The following is a 24,452-nucleotide window of genomic DNA, read 5'->3' as shown; positions in this document are numbered from 1 at the left end:
GGGGCCGGCGACACGTACTATTTGCTGGGAGCGGAACCGGCCCGGCTCAGCATGTATTCGACGGCTGCCTTCATTTCGGCATGGCTCAGATTCGCCAGGCCACCACGGGCCGGCATGGCGTTGTGGCCGCTGATCGCCGACTTGACCAGCGGATCGACACCGTTCTTGAGGCGGGGCTTCCAGTCGGCCATTTCGCCGAGCTTGGGCGCGCCATTCTTGCCGGTAGCGTGGCATTCCTGGCAGCGCTCCTGAACCACCTGATCGCCGCTGCGCGTCTTCGGGGAGCTGTAGGCCTTGTTGGTATCGGCAGCATGACCCGAACTCACCATATAGCCGACGGCACGGCTCATTTCAAGATCGGAGAGCGCCGCCTGGCCACCGTGGGCCGGCATGTTGCGCACGCCGGTAATGGCGTTCTGGGTCAGCTTGTCCAGACCTTTCGAGGCGCGCTGCGCCCAGGCTGCCTTGTCATCGAATTTTGGTGCGCCGTCCTTGCCGGAGGCATGGCAGCCGGCACATACCGCCTCGACGACTTCCTTGCCGGAGCGTTCGGCCGCCAGGGCCGACCCGGATGACACAACGAGCACGCTCAGCGGAAACAGTACAGCGCCGCAAAATGTTTTAACATTTTTCATGACAACCCCTATTTTTATGATTAATTACAAATCACATTTTACGCAGGAGTCGTCCGCGTGCCAGCTATTTTTTCTCGAAGATGATGTCCCAAACGCCGTGCCCAAGGCGCAAACCACGATTTTCGAACTTGGTCAGCGGTCGATAATCGGGACGCGGCGCAAAGCCGGCAAGGCCGGCACTGCTGTCTGCCTCAAGCGCCGCAGCCAGCGCGGCATCGGTCGGGCCAGCAACACTATTACGCAAGCTGGGTTCCCGACCCAACACATCCAGCATCTGCAAGGCGTAATTTTCCCAGTCGGTGGCGCAATGGAAGTAGCCCCCCGGCTTGAGGCGCGAGGCCAGCAGTTCGACAAAAGGCGACTGGATCAGACGGCGCTTCTTGTGTCGTGTCTTGTGCCAGGGATCCGGGAAAAAAACATGGATGCCAGCCAGCGAACTTTCCGGCAGCATGTCGCGCACCACCTCCACGGCATCGTGGTTGCCGATGCGCAGGTTGGCGAGGCCTTTCTCGGCAATCAGCTTGCACAGCGCGCCGACGCCCGGCATATGCACCTCCAGGCCGAAGTAGTCATTGTCCGGATTGGCTTCGGCGATGCGCGCCGTTGTCTCGCCCATGCCGCAGCCGATTTCGAGGATCTTCGGATTATTGCGGCCGAACACGGCATTCAGGTCGATGTTTGCCGGCTGATAGGCGATGCCGATCTTCGGCATCATCTCATCGAAATAGCGGTGCTGGGCATCGGACATGCGGCCGGCACGACGCACGAAGCTCTTGATGTGGCCGTGCCCGTCGTGGCCTTCGCGGCCCTCCGTATAAACGCCGTCATCGTGCGCGGCGCCGGATTGGATCAACGGTGCGCCGCTCATGATCCGATCAGCCCCGTAGTCGGCGACGACGGATCGGCCGAATAGTATTTGCGGGCCATACGGCCGGCCAGGAAGGCCTCGCGCCCGGCCTCGATGCCCTTCTTCATGGCGCTGGCCATGAGCACCGGGTCTTTCGCATGGGCAATGGCGGTGTTCATCAATACACCGTCGCAACCGAGTTCCATGGCGACGGTCGCATCCGACGCGGTGCCGACGCCGGCATCGACAATGATCGGCACCTTGGCGTTGTCGATGATCAGGCGCAGGTTCCACGGGTTGACAATGCCCATGCCTGAGCCGATCAGCGAGGCGAGCGGCATGACCGCGATGCAGCCGATCTCTTCAAGCATCTTGCACTGGATGGGGTCGTCGGCGCAGTAGACCATGACCTGGAAGCCTTCCTTGACCAAGGTTTCAGCGGCCTTCAGCGTTTCCGGCATGTTTGGAAAGAGGTTGGTCGGATCGCCCAGCACTTCCAGCTTGCACAGCGGATGGCCATCAAGCAGTTCCCGCGCCAGGCGCAGGGTACGCACGGCATCGTCGGCGGTGTAACAGCCGGCGGTATTGGGTAGGATAGTGAATTGTGACGGCGGAATGGCGTCGAGCAGGCTGGGCTGGGTAGCATCCTGGCCGATATTGACGCGGCGCACGGCGACAGTAACGATCTCGGCCCCCGAGGCGTCGATGGCCGCACGTGTCTCGGCGAAGTCCTTGTACTTGCCGGTGCCGACCAGCAAGCGGGAACGGTAGGCCTTGCCGGCGAGAGTCAGTTGATGCATGGTTTTTGGGTCGCTAGTCATTGGTCGTTAGTCTATTAGCCATGGAGCACCGGTTGTTTTTTTGCTTATGACGAACAACCAGCAACGAACAGGCACCTTTAGCCGCCGCCGACAGCGACGACGATTTCAAGCTGATCACCGGCAACCAATGGCGTACTGGCATGCTGGCTTTTCGGGACGATCTCGCCGTTTTTCTCGACGGCGATGCGCTTGCCCGTGTAGCCAAGCTGATCGATCAGGCCGGCAACGGTCAACGCTTCAGGAAACTGGCGATTTTCGCCATTGATCTTGAGGGTAAGCATCGCGCTATTTTAGCCGAAGCCGACGCCCGAAATTCCTCATCGATGACGTAGCGCGTACTCTGCAAAGTCGTCCGGCAACAAGGGCCTGCTGAAATAGTAGCCCTGAATCTCATTGCAACCAGCCTCCTGCAGGAAAGCCAGCTGATCCGCCGTCTCGACGCCTTCGGCGATGGCCCGCATGTTGAGCGAACGGGCAATGCCGATCACAGCCCGAGACAGGGCCGCTCCCTCCTCGTTGCTGGCCGCATCGGCAATGAAGCTGCGGTCGATTTTCAGCTTGTCGACCCGGAAGCGCTTCAGGTAGGCCAGACTGGAATAACCTGTCCCGAAATCGTCGATGGCCACACTGGCGCCGATCGCCTTCAGGCCGCCGATCACATCCTGGATCAGGGCACTGTCGTCGATCAGCGTAGACTCGGTCAGTTCGACCTGAATCAGCGCCGGCGAAATACCGGCCTGGCAGGCGGCATGCTGCAAGATGGCGACCACGTCCGAACGGTAGATCTGTACACCGGAGACGTTGACCGCGACCCGGCAGTCGAGACCGGCATCCTGCCAGCGGCGCGCCTGTTCACAGGCCTGCTGCATGACCCATTCGCCAAGCGGGAGAATGAGGCCGATTTCCTCGGCCACCGGGATGAATTCGCTCGGCGAAATCGCCGCTTCATCCTTCGGCTGCCAGCGCAGGAGCGCCTCGGCGCCGAATACCCGGCCACTGTCGGCATAAACCTGCGGCTGATAGACGAGGTGAAATTCGTTGCGCGGCAAGGCCTGGCGGAGGCTATTAGCGAGATCGAGACGACGTCGCGCCTGCTCGTCCATACTCGGATGGAAAAAGCGCCAAGTGCCGCGGGCCTTTTCCTTCGAGGCATACATGGCGGTATCGGCTTTCTGCATCAGCGTGTCGAAATCGCTGCCATCCTCCGGTGCAACGACGATCCCGATCGATACTGAAGTCGTCAACTGGTGTGCGCCGATCTGGAACGGATCGACCAGCGCGGTGATGATCTTGTCAGCGATATGTGCCGCCGCGTCGCGCCCGCCAACATCGTCGAGCAACAGGATGAATTCGTCGCCCCCTTGGCGACTGAGCGTATCCGACTCGCGCAGACAAGCCCGCAGGCGGCGCACCACGGCAATGAGCAGGCGATCGCCGACACGATGCCCCAACGAATCGTTGATGCGCTTGAAGTGATCGAGATCGAGGAACATCAGCGCGACGCAACGCTGCTTGCGACGGCTCTGCTCCATGACATGACTGAAGCGGTCGCGCAGCAACAGGCGGTTGGGCAGGCTGGTCAGCGGATCGTGGTGGGCAAGATACTGGATTTTTTCCTGCGCCGCCTTGCGCTCCGTGATGTCGTCGAAGGAGCTGATGTAATTGACGATCCCGCCGTCGGTATCCCGCACAGTCGTGATCGACAGCCATTTCGGATACACCGAACCGTCCTTGCGGCGATCCCAGACTTCGCCTTCCCAGCGCCCTTGTTTAATGACCTTGCGCCACATCTCGACATAGAAGACTTCGTCGTGGCGACCGGACTTCAGGATACGGGGCGTCTGCCCCACGACCTCCTCCCGCACGTATCCGGTGATATCGGTAAAGGCCTGATTGACATTGACGATGATGCCATCGCTGTCGGTCACCATCAGGGCCTCAGAGGTATGGGCGAAGACACGCTCAGCGAGGCGCAACTCCGCCTCCTGGCGATAGCGAGTGGTCACATCGGTATAGACCCAGATGGAACCTTGATCAACCTGGTTTTGATCGAGTGGCCGGCCGGTCAGCATGACGCGAATGCTCGAACCGTCGAGACGCTTCATGCTGTACTCCGACTGAGACGATCCCTGCTGCGCCAGCTCGGCATACATACGAGTGCCAATATCATCCCACTGCGCGTCGGACTGGTACAAAGCCCGGGTCGGCAACCCGACCAGATCGGCCGGATCCTTGAACAGGAATATTTCGGCCAGACGCTGGTTGCAGCGGATGATCGTCCGCTGCCTGACCCAGGCGATGCCGACATGGGCATTATCGAAGATCAGCTGCTGCTCCGCGAGCAGCCGCAGGATTTCCGCCTCGGCTCGTTTGCGGTCGGTGATATCGGTATAGGAGGTCACGAACCCTCCGTCCGGCAGCGGCGAGCCTTTGACCTCCAGAACGCTACCGTCGGGCCGCATACGCTCGAAGCAATGCGCCTCGCCAAGCCGCGCCCGGGCCATGCCGTCCCGCACGGTCGCCTCGACGTCCACCACCCCGTACTCGCCACGTTCGGCGTTAAAGCGGATAAATTTCTGCAGCGGATTCGGCGGCACCACCAGCGAATCGGGAAAATCCAGCATGCTCTTGAAACGCCGGTTGAACTTGATTATCTCCAGGCTCGCATCCATCACCGTAATGCCGCTCGGAAAATGCTCGATCATGGTATTCATGATCTGGTGCTCGCGTCGCAATGCCTCGTCGGCCCGCCTTTGTCCGGAAATATCCTGCAGTGTTTCGATGGCGCCGATCAATTCCCCAGCCTGGTTGTACAAGGGGGCAGCCGTGAAATAAAGCCAGGTTCCCAACGGCCCCATCTGCGGGAAAAAATCCTCAGCCTCGAACGAACCGGGCAACAGTTCCGAGCGCCGGAATTTGTTGGCGTAGTAGGTTTCGACGCCGGCATTGAGGTCGCCCGAGACCACCAAATCGGCCATGACCGGCCGCGCGCTCGGATAGAAGGGCTTCCACTGATCCCGGGTACCGACGATCTGCGCGGCCGAATACCCCATGACCACCTCGCACGCACGGTTCCAATGGCTGACGCGATGATCGCAGTCGATCACAAAAATGGGGACGGGCGTGCTGGCTAGAATCTTATCCAGGTGCTCCGGATCATCGGGCAGAACCACTTCGGCGGTACCCTTAGTCAAGTTCATGATGTCTCCGCCGAAGATCGGCGATACCACACGCCCCCACCACACACCCCTAACTTTGGTTATAGGCGGATTCTACCTCTGGAGCAACAGGGCGTGTTATTTCAACAGCCCGCGCGGCTTACGCGGAGCATGGGCGAAAAGGCGGTCGTACAGCCAGTTGGGCAGCAGGCGCAGACATTTGGCGACCAGCCCCATGGGCCAAGGGATAACGGTATAGCTGACGCCCCGTTCAATCGCCGCGGCAAAGCGGGAAGCTGCCTGGTCAACCGGGATCAGGAAAGGCATCCGGTACGGATTGACTGCCGTCATCGGTGTTTCGATGTAGCCCGGGGCAATCGTCACCACTTTGATGTTGGCGGGCCGCATCTCGAGACGCAAGCTTTCCAGATAGGCGATGGCCGCTGCCTTCGAGGCCGAGTAGGCCTCCGCCCCCGGCAAGCCGCGAATGCCCGCCACCGAGGCGATGCCAACCAGTCGCCTCTCGCCGCCGCCGGCGGCCTTCATGGCAGGAATGAAAGGCGCAAAGGTCGCTGCCATACCGAAGACGTTGATATCCATCACCCGCCGGAAGACCAGCAGATCCTCCTCGTATTCGGTGAGCGTCCCGGCCGATACACCGGCATTGGCGATGACGATGTCCGGGGCGCCGAAGCGCCGCATGAAATCCCCGGCCGCGTTATGCAGGGCGGGCGCATCGGTGACGTCGAGCGGGTAGCAGGCATGGTGGCCGCCCAAACGTTCGTTCAGGCCGCGCAGGAAGTCGGCCCGCCGGGCGACCAGGCCCAGCGTCGCCCCCTGTGCGGCGTAGTAAACGGCAAGCGCCTCGCCGATACCCGACGAGGCGCCCGTGATGAAGACCTTCAAGGACAACTACTTTTTGGCCGGTCCCTTACCCGATTTCTCGCCGCGCACCTTGGCGATCAGGCTGTCGGTGATAGCCAGCGTATCGTTGAAATCCTTGCCGCCAACCAGGTATTTGCCATCCACCGCCAGGGCCGGTACCCCCTGAATCTTGTAGGCTTGCGCCATCTGGTCGCCACGCTTGACTTTGCTCATGACACCGAAGGAATTGAAGGTTTCGGTGAATTTTTTGGCATCGACACCTTTTTTGACCGCCCACTCGGTGAGCGCCTTTTCCTCGAACAAGTTCTGCCGCTCGACGTGGATGGCCTTGAAGACGTCGCTTTCGAGGCGATGCAGGTCACCCGTGATTTCCAGCGTGTAGTACAGCTTGGCAATATTGGCCCAGGCTGCGCGTCCAAAGGTGATCGGCACCTTCTTGACCACGACGTCGCCCTGTTGTTTGGCGACCCAAGAAGTCAGCAAGGGATTGAAATCGGCACAATGCGGGCAGCCGTAGCTGAAGAACTCAACGACCTCGACCTTGGCGGCATCCTCGGTCGGCTGGACCGGAACAATCGCAGTGTACGGTGCATTCTGCGCAAAGGATGGCAGGGAAACCGCTGCCCCGAAGGCAACGGCGGCAGCGACAAAAGCACGGCGGGAAAATTTCATTCGTGACTCCTATTTGGCAAGTTGGGCTTCGATGCCGGATTTGGCAAGCTCGGCACGCACTTTGTTCAATTCATCGATCTTCATGTAAGGGCCCACGCGCACACGGTAGAAGGTCTTGTCCTGAACCATGACCTGCTGGACGACGGCCTCCATCCCCATGAATGCAAGCTTGGCCTTTTGGTTGTCAGCATCCTGAGCTGTACTGAAGGAACCGGCCTGCAGGAAGAGCGGCGTCTTCGATTCCTTGGCCTCTTCCTTCTTGTCCTCTTTTTTCTCTTCCTTTTTCTCGTCCTTCTTCGTCTCGACCGGCTTGGCATCCGGTTTCGGTGCCTTGTCCGGAACGGCATCGGCCTTGCCCGGCAGGATGTCGTAGAACTGGAAGCGCTTCTCGGGGAGCGGATCGCCCGGCTTGCCCGGCAAGGCGAGCGGCTGCGACGGCTGGCCGTTCCTGGCAGCGGGCTCGGTACGGACCGGCGGCTGGGCGCGTTCGACGAAGGGCAGTGGCGACTTGTTCAGATACCAGACCACCCCGGCAGCGATGCCGACACCGAGGACCAGCCCGATAAACATGCCGACCAAGGTGCCGCCGCCGGACTTCTTTTTTGCCAGCTGGCTCTTGCGGGGCTTCATATCGCGACTCATGAGGATTCCTTACATCGATTCCGGACAGCCGACACCGAGAATGGCCATGCCATTGCGGATGGTCTGGCGCACAGCGGCCGCCAATGCGACGCGGGCGTCGCGCAGCTTCTCGTCGTCCACCAGCATGCGTTCGGCGTTGTACCAGCCGTGGAATTCGCCGGCCAGGTCCTTGAGATAGAAGGCGACCATGTGTGGCGCCAAGTCGCGCGCTGCTGTTTCGATCACTTCGCGGAACTGGGCCAGCTGGTTGGCGATGGCCAATTCACGCGGATTGCTCAGCAACGTCAGGTCTGCTTCGGCCAGGTCGGCCAGATCGCCCGACCACTGGTTGATCACCGAGCAGACACGGGCATAGGCGTACTGGATGTAATACACCGGGTTTTCGTTGGTCTGGCTCTTGGCCAGATCAAGATCGAAATCGAGATGCTGGTCCGATTTGCGCAGGGCGTAGAAGAAGCGGCAGGCATCGTTGCCGACCTCCTTACGCAACTCACGCAGCGTGACGAACTCGCCGGAACGGGTCGACATCGAGGCTTTCTGTCCGTTGCGGTAGAGTACGGCGAACTGGACCAGCGCGACGTGCAGCTTGTCGCTGTTCAGGTCGAGCGCCTTGATGGCGCCGGTGACGCGCGGGATGTAGCCGTGGTGGTCGGCGCCCCAGATGTTGATGACCTTGTCGAAACCACGTTCGAACTTGTTCAGGTGGTAGGCGATGTCGGACGCAAAGTACGTATACAGGCCGTTTTCGCGCTGGACGACGCGGTCCTTCTCATCGCCAAAGGCCGTGGATTTGAACCACTTGGCGCCATTCTGCACATAGATATGCCCCTTCTCTTCGAGCAGTGCGACGCAGCGGGCAACCAGGCCAGTGTCGTAGAGCGACTTCTCGGAATACCAGACCTCGAATTCGACGCCGAATTCCTTGAGGTCGTCGCGGCAGTCCTCGAGTTGCTCGTTCAGCGCATGCTGGTGCACGTAATGCCAATCGCCACCGAGCAGTTCCTTGGCCTTGGCAATCAGGGCATCGAGATGCAGTTCGCGCTGCTGCTTGGCTTCGTCGTCGGCGCGACCGGCATCCGGCAGGCCCGGCGTGCCGGCGACGACATCGGCCGCGAAGCGGACGAACTTGTCGGCGTGGGCAACCGTCATCTGCCTGGCCATTTCGCGCACGTAGTCGCCCTGGTAGGCGTTGGGCGGGAACTGAACTGCCTGACCATGCTGATCGAGATAACGCAACCAGGTCGACAGGCCGAGGATATCCATCTGGCGGCCGGCGTCATTGACGTAGTACTCGCGGGTCACATCCCAGCCGGCGAAGGACAGCAGGCTGGACAGCGAGGCGCCATAGGCGGCGCCGCGACCGTGGCCGACATGCAAGGGGCCGGTCGGGTTGGCCGAAACGAACTCGACCTGCACCTTTTGCCGCCCGCCCGCCATGGAGCGACCAAAATCGGCACCTTCGGTCAGTACCGCGCGGACCACGTTGATCTTGGCACGTGCATCGAGCGTAAAGTTGATGAAACCGGCGCCGGCCACCTCGGCCTTGGCAACCAGAATCGACGGCGGCAGTTCGTTCAGCAGTTGGTTGGCGATTTCGCGCGGATTCTTCTTCAGCGCCTTGGCCAACTGCATGGCCAGATTGGTCGACCAATCGCCATGCGTCGGATCACGCGGACGTTCGAGCTGGATCGTGCTATCGGTTGCGCTGGGGGCAACGCTGGCCAGCGCCTGTTGCAACAGGGCGGTCAGCTGGGATTTGACATCGTGGGCCATTGATTCGCGGCTAAAAAGCAAAAGATCGATTATACGCTGTCGCTAGTGCTCTGCTTGGCAATTGGCACAAGCCGACGCGGTACAAGATTGCATGCCGGAACAGGTGTCGGCCAGGCCCATGACGACGGTACCGCTCGTAATTCAGCCGGCAACAATCGACGACCACGCGGCAAGTTTCTCGCTATAGCCTTTCGCTGCATGGGCCGGACTGGTCGACGGCAGGCGGACGAGCCTGATATTCAGCCCTGACAGCTTTGGCAGAACATGACGACGGAAGTGGGTTTCCGCTGCAGCCCCATTGAAGTAGACCCGCCGAACCCCCGGATATGCCGCGAAAAACCAGGCGAAATCGTTGACATGCACCGAAGCGCCGACAATATCGGCATCCAGGCTGCCATTGCGCTCGCAATCGGCGATGACATCCCACAAGGCGATTCCGGCAGCGGAAATCCGATCAAGGCGTTCCCGATACGACAGGGACGGCCCCGCCCCCAGCAGATCGCCCATGATGCGCCAGAAGGCATTGCGTTCATGGGCATAGTACTGCCCTGCGCGCAACGAAGCCTCGCCCGGCATACTGCCGAGAATGAGCACGCTCGCACCCTCCGAAACCACGGGGGCAAAACTCCGAACCGCCGCCATCACACTTCAGCCGCCAAATACCCGGTTCTTGCCCGCCCGCTTGGCCAGGTACATCGCCTGATCCGCCCGTCGGATGGCATCGCCGCCGGCCTCGTCGGGACCAACCTGCGCCACGCCGGCGCTGAAGGTGATCAACACCCGCTGACTGCCCGACATGTAGATGGCCTTGGTCAACTCGCGCTGCAGGCGGGTAATCACCTCGACCCCCTCATCCAGCGCCGTATCCGGCATCAGGATGACGAACTCCTCGCCACCGTAGCGTGCCAGGGTATCGCTGGGCCGGATGTTGCCGCGCGTCACGTTGGCCAGATGAATCAACGCACCGTCACCCGCATCGTGGCCCAGGCTGTCGTTGAGCTTCTTGAAATTGTCGATATCGAGCAAGCTGACCGACAGCGGCGTCTCCTTGCGCCGCATGCTGGCCATCTCGCGCAACAACGCCTCATCCAGTCCCTTGCGGTTCAAGGCATCGGTCAGCGGATCGTGACGAGCCAGGGCGCTGGCGTTATCGAGTTCGTGATGCAACTGGAGGAGTTCGGCTTCGGTCACTTCGACCTTTTCCTGCAAGTTCCTGAGTTGCTCGCGAGAATGCGCCGACTCCTCCGCCATGGCATGCGTCGCCGAAATCACGCCGGCCAGCAAAGGCTTTAGCTCATCCGGTGTAGTGACCTTCTCCACCTGGCGCGCCGTCTCCTCGATGCGCACCTCGAATTCGCTGCTCGAGCGATTCATCTGGGCGAGACTCTTGATGAACTCCGAGAGCATCTCGCGCATTTCCTGCTGTGCCGCCACGGAACGAATTCGGGCACGCCCCTGCTTCTCCAGAACGTCGCGCATGCGGCGCTCCATCTCGTCGAGATGGCGCAAGGTCAGCGGCGGCGCGATACTGGCCAGCAGGCCATCGATCTGGCCCTTCAGCCAACGGTCATCGACACCCAGTTCGCCGATGTTCCGTATGATGAGCTGGAGCAGCTTGAGCAGCGAATCCCGAATCTCCAACTGCTCCTCAACACCGGAGCGCACATGGCAGGCCATCACGTCCAATGCATTCCGTACAGCCCCCATCTCGACTTTCGGCTGTTTGAGCAGGCGTACCAGTTCATCGGCGGCAGCCACCGAACGCGGGCTGTCGCCCCCGAAGAACGGCGAAAAACTCTCGACGACACGGGCCAAGCTAATCGCCAGATCAGCCGGCAGCAAATCCGGCAGCATGCCAACTGGAACCGCCGGTTGGCGGGCCAAACCAGCCTGAGAGAAGCCGGTAACGGCATCGATCACCCCCTGCCAGCTTCGCTTCACAATCGCCTGTCCCAGAGCATCGAGATGCGCCTCCTGCTGCGAATCATGCGGAACCAGAGCGGCGGCCAACTGGCGCAAGGGCCTTTCGGGAAAGGGCGAAATATCCGGCAAGCCGGCGATCTCGTTGTAACAAACCTGAAAGTTGGCCGGAGTCGGCTCCAAATGTTTTGCCGCCAGACGCTTGAGGGCTTCCCGAGCGATATCGGTCGGATTTTTCAACTCGTTCATGGACGCGTTTTTCGGTCGTGGAATATGGGCGGCGGGCGACAACAATACTGAAACAATGAAATAGCAGTTTATCGCATCCACCCTTCGGATAAGCAACGATGCACCTCAAATAGCGGGCGGCCCAGTCCGAATTTGTAGGACAGCAACCCGCGTAGGCGTGTTAGCATGCTCGTTTGACTTCGCCGGTCGTTCACCGCCCCATGCGCCTTTTTCGCCTGCTCAAGATCGCCTCCGTCGCCAGCCGTTTCGGCCTCGACGAAATGGTGCTCGAACACGAGCCGAGCGGCCGCTTGGTACGCATCGCCAACGCCCTGCAGTTCTGGCGTGACCTGAGCACGCCACGCGCCGTCCGCCTGCGCCTCGCCCTCGAAGCGCTTGGCCCCATCTTCGTCAAGTTCGGCCAGGTGCTGTCCACCCGCCGCGACCTGATGCCGCCGGACATCGCGGACGAATTGGCCCGCCTGCAGGATCGCGTCCCACCTTTCGACTCCGGCCTCGCCCTGGCCGAAATCAAAAAAGCCTACGGTCGCCCCGCCCACGAGGTTTTCGCCGAATTCGACCCGACGCCGATCGCCTCGGCCTCGATCGCACAGGTGCACTTCGCGCGTCTGCGCGAGGAAGATGGCGGCCATGACGTCGCCGTGAAGGTCCTGCGCCCCAACATGCTGTCGGTCATCGAGCACGACCTGGCGCTGATGGACAACCTGGCCATGTTGCTCGAAAAGCTGTGGTCGGACGGCAAGCGCCTGAAGCCGCGCGAGGTGGTCGCCGAATTCGCCAAATACCTGCGCGACGAACTCGACCTGATGCGCGAAGCGGCCAATGCCTCGCAACTGCGCCGCAATTTCACCGACTCGAAACTGCTGATCGTCCCGGAAGTGCATTGGGATTTCTGCACCTCGACGGTCATGGTCATGGAACGCATGAAGGGGGTTCCGATTTCGCAGATCGACTGCCTGCGCAGTGAGGGCATCGACCTCAAGAAGCTCTCCGCCGCCGGTGTTGAAATCTTCTTCACGCAGGTCTTCCGCGACGGCTTCTTCCATGCCGACATGCACCCCGGCAACATCTTCGTCGCCCCGGACGGCCGCTACATCGCGCTCGACTTCGGCATCGTCGGCACGCTGACCGATACCGACAAAAACTATCTGGCGCAGAATTTCCTGGCCTTCTTCCGCCGCGATTACAAGCGTGTCGCCGAAGCCCACATCGAATCGGGCTGGGCACCGAAAGATACGCGCGTCGACGAGTTCGAAGCCGCTATCCGCGCGGTCTGCGAGCCGATCTTCGACCGCCCGCTGAAGGACATCTCCTTCGGCAAGGTCCTGCTGCGCCTGTTCCAGACCTCACGCCGCTTCAATGTCGAGATCCAGCCCCAACTCGTGATGCTGCAGAAGACCCTGCTCAACATCGAGGGCCTCGGCCGTCAGCTCGATCCCGAACTCGACTTGTGGAAGACCGCCAAGCCTTTCCTCGAGCGCTGGATGAGCGAACAGATCGGCTGGCGCGGTCTGCTCAAGACCTTCAAACAGGAAGCCCCCTATCTGGCACGCAGCATCCCTCAGCTGCCGCGTCTCGTCCATCAGGCGCTCGCGCAACCGGCCAAGGCCGATTTGCAGCCGCAGATCGAGCAGCTGATTGCCGCCCAGCGCCAGCAGAACCGCTGGCTGGCCGTCATCGCCCTGCTGCTCGCCCTGCTCGTCGGCGCCCTCTTCGCCTGACCGTCGATGGCCGTCATCACGCTATCCACGTTTACCGAAGAGCATGTCGCCGAATGGTTCGCCACGCGCGACATCAACAAGGCCAAACCTTACGTCGACCTGGTCCGCGACCTGAACATCGACGGCAACATGTTGAGCGCGCTGGTCCCCGGCTCGGCGCCGCAGCCCTACAAGGTTCAGGCCTACCTGAGCCAGGACCAGAGCGGCGAAATGGGCGTCGTCAGTCGTTGCACCTGCCAAGTCGGCCGCCACTGCAAGCACGTTGCCGCCACGCTGCTCAGGGCCATCGAGGCGCGCACCCCGGCCGCACAGCCGAGCGGCAGTGCCCTGTCGTGGATTGAAGACCTGCGCCGCACTTCCATTGCCGTTGCCAAGAAAAAGGCCCGGCCGAGCAGCGCGCGCCAGCAACTCTTCTACATCCTGAAATGGACGACCGACAAACGCCAGTTCGGCATCGAGATTCGCAAGGGGAAGTATCCGGAAAGCGCCGAAGAGTGGTGGAAGGTAGACCGCGCCCTGGTCACGCCACCGCAATTCGTCAGTGAGGAAGATGTCGGCATCCTGCGCCTGATCTGGGCCGACCGCGGCCACGAAAACGGCCTGCGCGCCTTTGGGCTCGGTCCGGAGCGGGGCGGCGAAATCCTGCAGCGCATGGCCGCCAGCCATCGCCTCTACCCCGAGGATGATCTCGGCCTGCCGCTCAATGCCGGCGCCCCCCGCCCCGCCACCATCGGCTGGAACATCGATGGCATGGGGTTTCAGCGCCCCTACCTGAAGCCCCAACCGTCGGCCGAAATGATCATCGCCGTCGATCCGCCCTGGTATGTCGACCTTGCCGAAGGGGAAATCGGTCCGCTGGAGGTTTCCGGCAATCCGGACGTGGTCAGTCGCCTCTTTTCGCTGCCCCCACTATCGGCCGAAGAAGCCGCCCTGGTCGCCGAAGCGCTCTCCGAGCAGGCACCCGACCTGCCGCTTCCGGGCAACGATGCCGGCGCCCGCCTGCGCCTCGTCGACGCGCCGCTGATTCCCATCCTGCAGCTGGAGACGCTGCATACGCATGGTCATCGGGCATGGCGGAGCTATCCGCAGAATTTCGCCGGCGGCGAGTTCGATGTCGCCAAGGTCATTTTCCGCTACGGTGATGCCGATATCCGGCCCGAAGAGAAAAGCGAGTTCATTACGCTTCCGGAAGGCGAGACAATTCGTCTGAAACGCCGCCCCGAGGCCGAAGCGAAGGCGCTGGAAGCATTGGCCGGCAGCGGCCTGCAGAAAATTCCGAGCCATACCCTGCATACCTTCGGCAGCCCGCCGGAAGGCATCTACGGCCTGGCCGATGAAACGCTGTGGGTGCCTTTCATGCAGGACGGCTCGCTGCGCCTGAAGGATGCCGGTTGGCAGATCGAGTTTCCCGAGGATTTCCGCCACCACGTCATCGAGGTGGACGGCTGGGATGCCGAGCTCTATGAATCCGACAACGGCTGGTTCAACCTCGACATGGGGATCATCGTCGAAGGCGAACGCCTGCCGCTGGCACCGCTGCTCGCCAACTTGTTCCGCAGCGACCCGCGTTGGCTGGAGGTTGCCGAGCTGGAACGCGTCCCCGACGACGAAGGCATCGATCTCTACACCGCCCGCGGCAAACGCCTGCGCGTGCCGGCCGGCCGTATCAAGCCACTGGCAGCGACGCTGATCGACCTGTTCGATGGCTTTTCCGGCGGTGACGTGCTGCGTCTGTCGCGCTTCGACGCACCACGCCTCGCCGAGTTGTCCGACCTCAGCCGCTGGCAGTTCCGCGGCCAGAACGACATCATGGCGCTGGCTGAACGGCTGCTCGCCGCCCAGGGCATTTCCGACGTCGAGCCGCCTGCTGGCTTCCATCTCGACCTGCGTCCCTACCAGCGCGAAGGCCTCGCCTGGCTGCAGTTCCTGCGCGCCAACGCCCTGTCGGGCATCCTGGCCGACGACATGGGCCTCGGCAAGACCGCCCAGACGCTGGCCCACCTGTTGTTGGAAAAGGAAAGCGGCCGCCTCGACAAGCCGGCGCTGGTCATCCTGCCCACCTCGCTGATATTCAACTGGAAAAACGAAGCCGCCCGCTTCGCCCCGGATCTCAAGGTGCTGTCGCTGCACGGCCCGGAACGCAAGAGCCGCTTCGCCGACATTGCGACCCATGACGTGGTGCTGACCACCTATCCGCTACTCTGGCGCGACGCCGACGACCTGATGCAGCACAGCTATCACCTGCTCATCCTCGACGAGGCGCAGACGGTCAAGAATGCGCAGAGCCAGAGCGCCGAGGCCGTGCGCAAGGTCGACGCACGACACCGGCTGTGCCTGACCGGTACTCCACTGGAAAACCACCTCGGCGAACTGTGGAGCCAGTTCGACTTCCTGCTCCCCGGCTTCCTCGGCACGAGCAAGCAGTTCACCCGTCATTGGCGAACGCCGATCGAAAAGCAGGGCGATATCGCCCGCCGCAGCCTGCTCGCCCGCCGCATCCGCCCCTTCATCCTGCGCCGCAAAAAGGAGGACGTGGCCCAGGAACTGCCGCCCAAGACCATCATCGTGCGCAGCGTCGAACTCGAAGGCGCCCAGCGTGACCTCTACGAAACGGTACGCGCAGCGATGGATGCCAAGGTCCGCGACGAGATCGCCCGCATGGGTTTCGCGCGCAGCCAGATCGTCATCCTCGATGCCCTGCTCAAGCTACGCCAAGTCTGCTGCGACCCGCGCCTGGTCAAGGCCAGTGCCGCCCGCAAGGTAACCGAGCGGGCCAAGCTCGACCTGCTGATGGCCATGCTGCCTGAACTGGTCGACGAAGGCCGCCGCGTACTGGTCTTCTCGCAATTCACCAGCATGCTGGCGCTGATCGAGCATGAACTCGACAAGGCCAACATCGCCTACGTCACGCTGACTGGCGATACCAACGACCGCGAAACACCGATCCGCCGCTTCCAGGAGGGCCAGGTGCCGGTCTTCCTGATCAGCCTGAAAGCCGGCGGTGTCGGCCTGAACCTGACGACGGCCGACACCGTCATCCACTACGACCCGTGGTGGAACCCAGCCGTCGAAAACCAGGCCACCGACCGCGCCCACCGCCTCGGCCAGAACAAGCCGGTTTTCGTCTACAAGCTGATCGTCAGCGGCAGCATCGAGGAAAAAATCCTCGCCCTGCAGGAGCGCAAGGCCGAACTCGCCGCCGGTATTCTCTCCGAGGATCATCAGGTCGACATCAAGTTCGGCACCGACGATCTCGCCGCCCTGTTCGAGCCGCTGCCCGACTGATAGCGCGACGACATCCATCCATTACAATCCGCAATCAGACTTTTCCGATATGAGGCCGTTCATGCATCGCTTCCTGCTCCTGGCGATCCTGATGCTGTTAGCCGTCGGTGTCCGTGCCGAGCCCTGGCTGGAAAAGAAAAAAACAGCCGCCAGCTTCGAGGACACCCGCGACGCGGTCGTCATGGCTATCGAGAATCGCGGGCTGGTCATCAGTTACATATCCCACATCGGCGACATGCTGGAACGGACCGGTGTCGACGTGGGTGCGTCACGCCAGGTATATGGCCAGGCACAGATCGTCGAATTCTGCTCGGCCCGCCTTTCGCGCCAGATGGTCGAGCGCGACCCGCACAATATCGTGTTCTGCCCCTTCGCCATTTCGGTCTACACTCTGCCCGGTGAGCCGGGCACCTGGGTTTCCTATCGCCGCCCCAGCGGCGCAGCGGCCGAACTGGCCGAGCCGCTGCTCAAGGCAATCGCCAACGAAGCCACGCAATGACGGGGTGCGGCACAGCCGCCCCCGCCCAGAGACCGTTCAGGCCACTACCGTCGACGCGGCGATCCTCGACAATAGCCCGTCCAGGGCGTGATGCACCGACTGCTCGCGCACCGCAGCACGGTCCCCGACGAAATGCCGGGTCTGCGCCTCGCAGCCCCCATCGCGCGCCGCCCAGGCAAAGCAGACCGTACCCACCGGCTTTTCCGGAGAACCACCGGTTGGTCCGGCAATACCGGTAATGGCCAGCACCCAATCGGCAAGACTGTGGTCGAGCGCGCCTTGTGCCATCGCTCTCGCCGTCGCTTCAGAAACTGCACCATGCCGAGCCAGGGTCGTGTCCGGTACGCCGAGCATGTCGATCTTGGCGGCATTCGAATAGGTGACAAAACCCCGGTCGAACCACGCTGAACTGCCGGCAATCGCCGTCAGCACCTGGGCAACCCAACCACCGGTACAGGATTCCGCGGCCGCCACCAATTCGCCCCGTTCAAGGAGCTTTTTCCCAAGACATTCAGCCAATTTATCAAGTTCACGCATGATGTTCATCCTAGCATGGCGAAGCTACGATCGCGTCCGCCAAATCGACAGTCACCCGCGCATAGCCTCCCAAGGGTCACGCAAATCCCCAAGGCATATTCCAAAAGAATTAATCGGAAGCCCAACCAAAGAACAACCCCTTCCGCAACATTCTGTTACAGAAGGCTACGAAAGGACGACAGACGGCGCGGGGCTGCGACCTTAGAATGCAATCGTGCATTGAACCCCTCCTCTCGAAATTCCCCCTTTCGAGAAATTTACACCCCGCCGCTGGCGGGGTTTTTTTTGCTCAGTTTCTCCGGGCCGTTATAATCGAGGTTTTATATCTAACGCACTGGGGTCTTCGGCATGGCTGAACAATATTCTTCCAAGAGCATGATGTGGAAAACGATCGGCGTAGCGGTTGTTCTGATCGCCATCATCTACCCGCTCACCAACAGAACCTTCAACTCGGCCGCCGACGCCGCCAAGGGCACCGACGAATCCGACGTTCGCATCCAGCCGGTTGCCAAGTTCGAGCTGGCCAAGGCCGAAGCAGCAGCAGCCAGCGGTCCACGCGACGGCGCGACCATCTACAACTCGGTTTGCGGTGCCTGCCACAACTCCGGTGCCGCCGGCGCACCGAAGATCGACGACAAGGGCGCTTGGGCGCCGCGTCTGGCCCAAGGCAAGGATGGTCTGATCAAAAGTGTGACCAACGGCAAGGGTGCCATGCCGCCGAAGGGTGGTGCCACGCTGTCCGACGTCGAGATCAAGAATGTTGTCGAATACGTGATGAGCAAGGCCAAGTAAGGCCTTTCCATGTCATACCAAGGGAGGCTGCGGCCTCCCTTTTTCGTGGACGAAAAAAGAGCGCCCGACTGGGCGCCCCGTCCGGCGCGGTTTTTGGAGGACCGCGCCCGGCTTGGAGAAGCAATCCTTACTTCTTGGCCGGCTCGGCCGCGGCAGCAGCCGTGGCCGGCTGGGCGGCGGCCTTCTTGGCATGCTTCTTCGCCTTCTTGGCCGGTGTGGCAGCCGGCTTCACTTCTTCCTTCTTCATTTCCGGCGCAGCAGCAGCCGACTTGGTTTCCGCAGCCTTCACGGCTTCGGCGACTTTCGGCGGTTCCGTCTTGACGACTGCTGCAGTCGGTGCGGCAGCGGCCTTCACTTCGGTGGCGGCCGGTTTGACGTCGGCTGCATGGGCGATGCCGAAGGAAGCGGCGATAGCGATGGCGACGAGTTGCTTGATCATGTTGATTCTCCTGATGTTGTTTGTTCGGTTGTTGATCCGGCTTTGCAAGATTGCGCTGCCTTGTGCCGAATAACGCGAGCCAGTGCAGCCCGGATGTCAGAAGGAAAGTAACCCGTTGTAACGCCCTGTTACCGGGCGGTTAGCGCTTGTTTCCAGCCAGCATGGCCTTCATGGCGTCGAGCCGGGCGCTGCCGGTTACCTTGTCCACCGGCTTGGCATCCTTGCCACCGGCGAAGCGCACGTCATCACGACCCATTTCGTCGATGAAGCGTGACGGTTCGCAGGGAATAAATTCACGAGCCTGCTTGCGCCGCTCGCAATAGGAAATATTCAGGGTGCGCTGGGCGCGGGTGATGCCAACGTACATCAGGCGGCGCTCTTCCTCGATTTTGGATGGCTCGGTCGACTCACGATGCGGCAGGATGCCTTCCTCGACACCGACCAGGAAGACATGCGGATATTCCAGCCCCTTGGAGGCATGCAGAGTTGATAGCTGCACGGCGTCGACCTCCTCTTCGTTCTGCTTGTCGAGCATGTTGATCAGGGCGATGCTCTGGGTCAGCTCGATCAGCGTCTTGCCATCGAGTTCGCCCTTTTTGTTGATCCAGTTAGCGAATTCGCAGACATTGGCCCACCGTGTTTGCGCCGCGCGTTCTTCCTCGTGGTCGTAGAGGTAGGTCTCGTAGTCGATGGCCTTGATCAGATCGGGCAGCACGAGGTTGGCTGACTCGCGCCCAGCCCGCTCCTGCATGCGGTTGATGAAGTGGCCGAATTCGAGCAGTGGTTCGAGTTGGCGCGTCGCAACACGGTGCGCGAAGCCTTCCTCGAACGCTGCCGCGAACAGCGAGATGTGCCGCTCACCGGCGTAGGTACCGAGCACCTGCAGCGTCGCCGCCCCGATACCGCGCTTGGGCGTGGTGGCGGCGCGAATGAAGGCCGGGTCGTCGTCCTCGTTAGCCAGCAAGCGCAAGTAGGCGATGATGTCCTTGATCTCGGCCTTGTCGAAGAAGGACTTGCCGCCGGACAGCAGGTAGGGGATACGGTGGTCGCGCAGGTATTCCTCGAAAATCCGTGCCTGGTGGTTGGAGCGGTAGAGGATGGCGTAGTCCTTGAACTGGCTGCGCTGCTCGAAGCGATGCGCCTGCAGCTTCATGACCACGCCTTCAGCCTCGGCATCGTTGTCGCGGTAAGCCGTGACGGCGATCTGCTCGCCGTGGCCGTGCTCGGACCACAGCTTCTTGTCGAACAGCTTCTCGTTGTTGGCGATGACGTTGTTGGCCGCCTTCAGGATACGCACCGTCGACCGGTAATTCTGTTCGAGCTTGATGACCTTCAGTGCGGGGAATTCAGCCGGCAGTTTGCGCAGATTGTCGATGTCGGCACCGCGCCAACCGTAAATAGCCTGGTCATCGTCACCCACAGCCGTGAACTGGGCACGGACACCAGTCAACAGCTTCAAAAGCTGGTATTGGCAGGCGTTGGTATCCTGGTATTCGTCGACCAGCAGGTAGCGCAGGCGATTCTGCCACTTGTCGGCGATTTCCGGATGCTCGCTGAACAGCTTGACCGGCAGGCCGATCAGGTCGTCGAAATCGACCGCCTGGTAGGCCTTCAGCGTCGCCTCGTAGCTCAGATAGGCGTGCGCCGCGAGCTTTTGATGCTCGTCGGTAGCCAGATGGCGGGCTGCCTCCGGAGCGACCAGCGCGTTCTTCCAGTTGGAAATCAGCGACTGCAGGATGCGCACCGTCGCCTTGTCCACCGTCCCCGCCGCCTCGCTCAGGATGCCCGCGCAGTCGGCCGAGTCGAAGATGGAAAAGCGCGGCTTGTAACCCAGCGCCTTGGCTTCCTCGCGCAGGATGCGCACACCGAGCGAGTGGAAGGTGGAAATCTGCAAGTCGTTGGCCTGTGCCGGCGACAAAATCTTGCCAATGCGCTCCTGCATTTCCTTCGCCGCCTTGTTGGTGAAGGTAATGGCCGCAATGTTGCGCGGCTGGAAGCCACAATCCTGAACCAGGTAGGCGATTTTCTGCGTGATCACCCGCGTCTTGCCCGAGCCAGCCCCGGCCAGGACCAGCAAGGGACCGTCGAGGTAGTGGATCGCTTCGCGCTGCTGGGGATTGAGGCCGGACATGGTTCCTGGAAAAACAGAGCCCCGCCGGAGCGGGGCAGACAGTAGGCAATGCCGGATTTTACCCTAGCCGGAAAGGCGAGGTGATTTCACCCTGTCGGCTGATGGCGGCAAGCATCTACTCAGGCCTTGTCATCCACACCACACAGCTTCCGGGGTACGACATCGGATTTGACCAGATCTTCGAACGATTCCCCGAGCTCCGCCAGTTGGGAAGCGACCTCGCGGGCCTCCTGCATGAGTTGCTCGCCACCATTGAATTCGCCGATGGCATTCGGGTCGATTTCAGCCAACTCCTGACGCAGGCTGCGCTGCCGGTCCCCTTCGATGCCTTCGAGCATCTCGACGCGACGCACACCCTCGCCCGCAGCCTGACGGACACGATCAACCGACTCCTGCGAAATGCGCTGCGTGGTAGAGGACAGACGATGCAGTTTCATGGGACCTCCTAGCCCCATTTACGACACCGTCAAGCAAAGCTTTAGCCCGGGCCGTCTCCCGAAAACTCAGAGCGCGCCGAAAACCTTTTTCAGCAAATCACTACCAGCTCCGACCGGGTTTGCGCGCAGCTTCTTCTCTTCCTCGGCGATCATCAGGAACAGACCATCCATTGCCTTCTGCGTCACATAGCTGTCGATGTCGGCGTCCTTCTTGTCGACCAGGCCGGCATTGGCTACCTTGCCTGCAAATTGATTGTACTGCTCGGCCAGTTGCAGCTTACCGGTTTCCTTCTTGACGATAGGCATGAACTTCGCCGTCAACTGCTCGGTCGAAGTCCGCTTGAAGTACTGCGTCACACTGTCATCGCCACCCGTCAGGATACCCTTGGCGTCCTGCACGCTCATTTTCTTGATCGCATCGACCAGTACCGGCTTGGCCACCGCCACCGCATTCTCGGCAGCATGATTCATGGTTTCGACCAACTGGTCGGCTTGCTTGCCCATGCCGAACATGCGCAGTGCCGAGTCAGCCTTTTGCAGGTAACCGGGCAAGTGGATTTTCACCTTGTCGTTGCCGAGAAAGCCGCCGCTCTTGCCGAGAGAAGCCACTGCATAGTCGGCTCCCTTGCTCAGCGCCTCCTTGACGCCCGCCGAAGCGTCACCGGCCGAAATGGCATCCAGCGCCCCCGCCTGCGCCAGCATGGCGGTCGCACTCACGAACAGGGTGAATAGAATTTTGATCAGACAACGCACGACACGCTCCCCAATGACATCAGACGATATCGAGATGACCGATGCCGGTGCTCAGGTCACGATCCTTGGACTCCTTGCCGTGCAGCTTGATCTGCAGACGCAGGTCATTCAGGGAATCGGCATTGCGCAGCGCATCCTCGTAAGTGACCTTGCCGGCCTCGTAGAGATCGAACAGCGCCTGGTCGAAAGTCTGCATGCCGAGCTCGCGGGATTTCTTCATGATTTCCTTGATCTCGTGGATGTCACCCTTGAAGATCAGGTCGGAAATCAGCGGCGAGTTGAGCATAACCTCGATAGCGGCGACACGGCCTTTACCGTCCTTCTTGGGAATCAAGCGCTGCGAGACCATGGCGCGCAGGTTCAGCGACAAGTCCATCAGCAATTGCTGGCGACGCTCTTCCGGGAAGAAGTTGATGATACGGTCGATGGCCTGGTTGGCGCTGTTGGCATGCAAGGTGGCCAGGGCCAGGTGGCCGGTTTCGGCGAAGGCGATGGCGTAATCCATGGTATCCCGGTCGCGGATTTCCCCCATTAGGATGACGTCCGGTGCCTGACGCAACGTATTCTTCAATGCCGGCCCCCAGTCGTCGGTATCGACGCCGACTTCGCGCTGGGTGACGATGCAGTTCTTGTGTTCGTGCACGTACTCGATCGGATCCTCGATGGTGATGATATGACCGTACGAGTTCTCGTTGCGGTAATCGACCAATGCGGCCAGCGATGTCGTCTTACCGGTGCCGGTACCGCCGACAAAGATGATCAGGCCGCGCTTGGTCATCGCCAAGTCTTTCAACACCGGCGGCAACTGCAGCTCGTCAAGGCTCGGGATAGTCATGTTGATCGTCCGGCAGACGACCCCGACACGTCCCTGCTGAACCAGGGCGTTGACCCGGAAGCGCCCGATGCCTTGTGGCGAGATGGCGAAGTTGCACTCCTTGGTCGCTTCGAACTCCGCCGCCTGGCGGTCGTTCATGATCGAGCGGGCGAGCTCGGCTGTGTGCTGCGAGGTCAATACCTGATTGGAAACCGGCGTGATCTTGCCGTCGATCTTGATCGCCGGCGGAAAACCGGCGGTGATAAAGAGGTCGGAGCCCTTCTTCTGCGCCATCAGGCGCAGAAGATCGTGCATGAATTTCATTGCCTGGTCGCGTTCCATACTTCCTACTTCCCCTCGTTTGTTCTTTCAAGCCCCCGGATCAAGCCGGGAATGAATCCTTGTTGGCGGCCCGGAAACGCGCCTCGGCACTCGACACGATATTGCGCCGTACCAGATCGATCAGGTTCTGGTCCAGCGTCTGCATGCCGAAATTCTGGCCGGTCTGGATCGCCGAGTACATCTGCGCGATCTTGTTTTCGCGGATCAGGTTGCGGATCGCCGGCGTGCCGATCAGGATTTCGTGCGCCGCGACCCGGCCGGTGCCATCCTTGGTCTTGAGCAGGGTCTGCGAAATGACCGCACGCAGCGATTCCGACAACATGGCACGGACCATTTCCTTTTCAGCTGCCGGGAAAACGTCGACCACGCGGTCGACCGTCTTGGCGGCGGACGATGTATGCAGCGTGCCGAACACCAAGTGGCCGGTCTCGGCCGCGGTCAGTGCCAGGCGGATGGTTTCCAGGTCGCGCATTTCGCCGACCAGAATCACGTCAGGGTCTTCGCGCAGTGCCGAACGCAGCGCGTTGGCGAAGGACAGTGTATGCGGACCGACTTCGCGCTGGTTGATCAGGCACTTCTTGGCCTCATGCACGAACTCGATCGGATCCTCGACAGTCAGGATATGGCCGTAGTCGTTCTCATTGATGTGGTTGACCATGCCGGCCAGTGTCGTCGACTTGCCCGAGCCGGTCGGCCCGGTGACCAGCACGATACCGCGCGGATACTCGCAGATTTCCCTGAAGATCTTCGGTGCGTTCAGTTCCTCCAGCGTCAGAACCTTCGAGGGGATGGTCCGAAACACTGCGCCAGCGCCGCGATGCTGGTTGAAGGCATTGACGCGGAAGCGCGCCAGGTTGGGAATTTCGAAGGAGAAGTCGCACTCCAGCGTTTCCTCATACACCTTGCGCTGGCCGTCGTTCATGATGTCGTACACCATGCCGTGCACGTCCTTGTGCTCCATCGCCGGCAGGTTGATGCGGCGGACGTCGCCGTGCACGCGAATCATCGGCGGCAAGCCGGAAGACAGGTGAAGGTCGGAAGCCTTGTTCTTGACACTGAAGGCCAGCAGTTCGGTGATGTCCATGCGGATCGTCCTCGGC

General features: G+C 61.2%; 22 protein-coding genes. 4 read left to right on the top strand and 18 right to left on the bottom strand.

Annotated features, from left to right (window positions below; all coding sequences use genetic code 11):
- Window positions 1-17: 17 nt before the first annotated feature.
- From AB6Q56_RS20725 to AB6Q56_RS20675, 11 genes are all read right to left on the bottom strand, one after another.
- Complete coding sequence (locus tag AB6Q56_RS20725; RefSeq protein ID WP_434514915.1) at window positions 18-635, bottom strand: c-type cytochrome; 618 nt, start codon at window positions 633-635, stop codon at window positions 18-20.
- A gap of 64 nt (window positions 636-699) precedes the next feature.
- Complete coding sequence (gene trmB / locus AB6Q56_RS20720) at window positions 700-1,503, bottom strand: tRNA (guanosine(46)-N7)-methyltransferase TrmB (RefSeq protein WP_434514914.1); 804 nt, start codon at window positions 1,501-1,503, stop codon at window positions 700-702.
- The gene (locus tag AB6Q56_RS20715; protein WP_434514913.1) at window positions 1,500-2,282 is read right to left on the bottom strand and encodes a thiazole synthase; all 783 of its coding nucleotides are present in this window, start codon (window positions 2,280-2,282) and stop codon (window positions 1,500-1,502) included. The genes trmB and AB6Q56_RS20715 overlap by 4 nt, the downstream gene beginning before the upstream one ends.
- A gap of 98 nt (window positions 2,283-2,380) precedes the next feature.
- The gene (gene thiS / locus AB6Q56_RS20710) at window positions 2,381-2,584 is read right to left on the bottom strand and encodes a sulfur carrier protein ThiS (protein WP_150428133.1); all 204 of its coding nucleotides are present in this window, start codon (window positions 2,582-2,584) and stop codon (window positions 2,381-2,383) included.
- Window positions 2,585-2,620: 36 nt separating this feature from the next.
- Entirely contained in the window at window positions 2,621-5,503 is a 2,883-nt protein-coding gene (locus tag AB6Q56_RS20705; protein ID WP_434514912.1) for an EAL domain-containing protein, read from the bottom strand.
- A gap of 96 nt (window positions 5,504-5,599) precedes the next feature.
- Window positions 5,600-6,367 carry an SDR family oxidoreductase gene (locus AB6Q56_RS20700; RefSeq protein ID WP_434514911.1) on the bottom strand — a complete coding sequence of 256 codons (768 nt, stop codon included), beginning with the start codon at window positions 6,365-6,367 and terminating at the stop codon, window positions 5,600-5,602.
- Window positions 6,368-6,373: 6 nt separating this feature from the next.
- Window positions 6,374-7,018, bottom strand: a complete 645-nt coding sequence (locus AB6Q56_RS20695) for a thiol:disulfide interchange protein DsbA/DsbL (RefSeq protein WP_434514910.1) — start codon at window positions 7,016-7,018, stop codon at window positions 6,374-6,376.
- Window positions 7,019-7,027: 9 nt separating this feature from the next.
- Window positions 7,028-7,660 (bottom strand): SPOR domain-containing protein, encoded by a 633-nt coding sequence (locus AB6Q56_RS20690; protein ID WP_434514909.1) that lies wholly within the window; start codon window positions 7,658-7,660, stop codon window positions 7,028-7,030.
- A 9-nt stretch (window positions 7,661-7,669) separates the two neighbouring features.
- The gene (gene argS / locus AB6Q56_RS20685) at window positions 7,670-9,433 is read right to left on the bottom strand and encodes an arginine--tRNA ligase (protein WP_434514908.1); all 1,764 of its coding nucleotides are present in this window, start codon (window positions 9,431-9,433) and stop codon (window positions 7,670-7,672) included.
- Between the two features lie 141 nt (window positions 9,434-9,574).
- Window positions 9,575-10,075 (bottom strand): DNA-deoxyinosine glycosylase, encoded by a 501-nt coding sequence (locus AB6Q56_RS20680; RefSeq protein ID WP_434514907.1) that lies wholly within the window; start codon window positions 10,073-10,075, stop codon window positions 9,575-9,577.
- Between the two features lie 6 nt (window positions 10,076-10,081).
- Complete coding sequence (locus tag AB6Q56_RS20675) at window positions 10,082-11,602, bottom strand: GGDEF domain-containing protein (RefSeq protein ID WP_434514906.1); 1,521 nt, start codon at window positions 11,600-11,602, stop codon at window positions 10,082-10,084.
- Window positions 11,603-11,802: 200 nt separating this feature from the next.
- On the opposite strand from AB6Q56_RS20675, the gene ubiB reads away from it, so the two are divergent.
- From ubiB to AB6Q56_RS20660, 3 genes are all read left to right on the top strand, one after another.
- Complete coding sequence (gene ubiB / locus AB6Q56_RS20670; protein WP_434514905.1) at window positions 11,803-13,323, top strand: ubiquinone biosynthesis regulatory protein kinase UbiB; 1,521 nt, start codon at window positions 11,803-11,805, stop codon at window positions 13,321-13,323.
- Between the two features lie 6 nt (window positions 13,324-13,329).
- Complete coding sequence (locus AB6Q56_RS20665; protein ID WP_434514904.1) at window positions 13,330-16,608, top strand: SNF2-related protein; 3,279 nt, start codon at window positions 13,330-13,332, stop codon at window positions 16,606-16,608.
- A gap of 61 nt (window positions 16,609-16,669) precedes the next feature.
- Window positions 16,670-17,107: a DUF302 domain-containing protein gene (locus tag AB6Q56_RS20660; protein WP_434514903.1), complete on the top strand. Its 438-nt coding sequence runs from the start codon at window positions 16,670-16,672 to the stop codon at window positions 17,105-17,107.
- A gap of 36 nt (window positions 17,108-17,143) precedes the next feature.
- Here AB6Q56_RS20660 and pncC read toward each other — a convergent pair whose 3' ends face one another.
- Entirely contained in the window at window positions 17,144-17,644 is a 501-nt protein-coding gene (pncC, locus tag AB6Q56_RS20655) for a nicotinamide-nucleotide amidase (RefSeq protein WP_434514902.1), read from the bottom strand.
- Window positions 17,645-17,992: 348 nt separating this feature from the next.
- On the opposite strand from pncC, the gene AB6Q56_RS20650 reads away from it, so the two are divergent.
- The gene (locus tag AB6Q56_RS20650; RefSeq protein ID WP_434514901.1) at window positions 17,993-18,436 is read left to right on the top strand and encodes a c-type cytochrome; all 444 of its coding nucleotides are present in this window, start codon (window positions 17,993-17,995) and stop codon (window positions 18,434-18,436) included.
- A gap of 127 nt (window positions 18,437-18,563) precedes the next feature.
- On the opposite strand, the gene AB6Q56_RS20645 is transcribed toward AB6Q56_RS20650, so the two are convergent.
- From AB6Q56_RS20645 to AB6Q56_RS20620, 6 genes are all read right to left on the bottom strand, one after another.
- Window positions 18,564-18,875 (bottom strand): hypothetical protein, encoded by a 312-nt coding sequence (locus tag AB6Q56_RS20645; protein ID WP_434514900.1) that lies wholly within the window; start codon window positions 18,873-18,875, stop codon window positions 18,564-18,566.
- A 139-nt stretch (window positions 18,876-19,014) separates the two neighbouring features.
- Window positions 19,015-21,006 carry a UvrD-helicase domain-containing protein gene (locus AB6Q56_RS20640; protein ID WP_434514899.1) on the bottom strand — a complete coding sequence of 664 codons (1,992 nt, stop codon included), beginning with the start codon at window positions 21,004-21,006 and terminating at the stop codon, window positions 19,015-19,017.
- Between the two features lie 119 nt (window positions 21,007-21,125).
- Window positions 21,126-21,443 (bottom strand): hypothetical protein, encoded by a 318-nt coding sequence (locus AB6Q56_RS20635; protein WP_434514898.1) that lies wholly within the window; start codon window positions 21,441-21,443, stop codon window positions 21,126-21,128.
- A gap of 66 nt (window positions 21,444-21,509) precedes the next feature.
- Window positions 21,510-22,196, bottom strand: coding sequence for a DUF4197 domain-containing protein (locus AB6Q56_RS20630; RefSeq protein WP_434514897.1), 687 nt, complete (start codon window positions 22,194-22,196; stop codon window positions 21,510-21,512).
- A 19-nt stretch (window positions 22,197-22,215) separates the two neighbouring features.
- Window positions 22,216-23,352, bottom strand: coding sequence for a PilT/PilU family type 4a pilus ATPase (locus tag AB6Q56_RS20625; RefSeq protein ID WP_434514896.1), 1,137 nt, complete (start codon window positions 23,350-23,352; stop codon window positions 22,216-22,218).
- A gap of 40 nt (window positions 23,353-23,392) precedes the next feature.
- Window positions 23,393-24,436, bottom strand: coding sequence for a type IV pilus twitching motility protein PilT (locus tag AB6Q56_RS20620; protein ID WP_434514895.1), 1,044 nt, complete (start codon window positions 24,434-24,436; stop codon window positions 23,393-23,395).
- Between the last annotated feature and the right edge of the window lie 16 nt (window positions 24,437-24,452).

The sequence above is a fragment of the Dechloromonas sp. ARDL1 genome, assembly GCF_051122455.1.
GTDB lineage: Bacteria > Pseudomonadota > Gammaproteobacteria > Burkholderiales > Rhodocyclaceae > Azonexus.
The sequence above is the reverse complement of the archived record's forward strand: the minus strand, read 5'-3'. Positions and strand labels throughout refer to the sequence as shown.

Bases quoted from the DNA above. Each gene is read 5' to 3' on its own strand.
- AB6Q56_RS20725 (WP_434514915.1), bottom strand. From the start codon at position 635: ATGAAAAATGTTAAAACATTTTGCGGCGCTGTACTGTTTCCGCTGAGC.
- trmB (WP_434514914.1), bottom strand. From the start codon at position 1,503: ATGAGCGGCGCACCGTTGATCCAATCCGGCGCCGCGCACGATGACGGC.
- AB6Q56_RS20715 (WP_434514913.1), bottom strand. From the start codon at position 2,282: ATGCATCAACTGACTCTCGCCGGCAAGGCCTACCGTTCCCGCTTGCTG.
- thiS (WP_150428133.1), bottom strand. From the start codon at position 2,584: ATGCTTACCCTCAAGATCAATGGCGAAAATCGCCAGTTTCCTGAAGCG.
- AB6Q56_RS20705 (WP_434514912.1), bottom strand. From the start codon at position 5,503: ATGAACTTGACTAAGGGTACCGCCGAAGTGGTTCTGCCCGATGATCCG.
- AB6Q56_RS20695 (WP_434514910.1), bottom strand. From the start codon at position 7,018: ATGAAATTTTCCCGCCGTGCTTTTGTCGCTGCCGCCGTTGCCTTCGGG.
- AB6Q56_RS20690 (WP_434514909.1), bottom strand. From the start codon at position 7,660: ATGAGTCGCGATATGAAGCCCCGCAAGAGCCAGCTGGCAAAAAAGAAG.
- argS (WP_434514908.1), bottom strand. From the start codon at position 9,433: ATGGCCCACGATGTCAAATCCCAGCTGACCGCCCTGTTGCAACAGGCG.
- AB6Q56_RS20680 (WP_434514907.1), bottom strand. From the start codon at position 10,075: ATGGCGGCGGTTCGGAGTTTTGCCCCCGTGGTTTCGGAGGGTGCGAGC.
- AB6Q56_RS20675 (WP_434514906.1), bottom strand. From the start codon at position 11,602: ATGAACGAGTTGAAAAATCCGACCGATATCGCTCGGGAAGCCCTCAAG.
- ubiB (WP_434514905.1), top strand. From the start codon at position 11,803: ATGCGCCTTTTTCGCCTGCTCAAGATCGCCTCCGTCGCCAGCCGTTTC.
- AB6Q56_RS20665 (WP_434514904.1), top strand. From the start codon at position 13,330: ATGGCCGTCATCACGCTATCCACGTTTACCGAAGAGCATGTCGCCGAA.
- AB6Q56_RS20660 (WP_434514903.1), top strand. From the start codon at position 16,670: ATGCATCGCTTCCTGCTCCTGGCGATCCTGATGCTGTTAGCCGTCGGT.
- pncC (WP_434514902.1), bottom strand. From the start codon at position 17,644: ATGCGTGAACTTGATAAATTGGCTGAATGTCTTGGGAAAAAGCTCCTT.
- AB6Q56_RS20650 (WP_434514901.1), top strand. From the start codon at position 17,993: ATGGCTGAACAATATTCTTCCAAGAGCATGATGTGGAAAACGATCGGC.
- AB6Q56_RS20645 (WP_434514900.1), bottom strand. From the start codon at position 18,875: ATGATCAAGCAACTCGTCGCCATCGCTATCGCCGCTTCCTTCGGCATC.
- AB6Q56_RS20640 (WP_434514899.1), bottom strand. From the start codon at position 21,006: ATGTCCGGCCTCAATCCCCAGCAGCGCGAAGCGATCCACTACCTCGAC.
- AB6Q56_RS20635 (WP_434514898.1), bottom strand. From the start codon at position 21,443: ATGAAACTGCATCGTCTGTCCTCTACCACGCAGCGCATTTCGCAGGAG.
- AB6Q56_RS20625 (WP_434514896.1), bottom strand. From the start codon at position 23,352: ATGGAACGCGACCAGGCAATGAAATTCATGCACGATCTTCTGCGCCTG.
- AB6Q56_RS20620 (WP_434514895.1), bottom strand. From the start codon at position 24,436: ATGGACATCACCGAACTGCTGGCCTTCAGTGTCAAGAACAAGGCTTCC.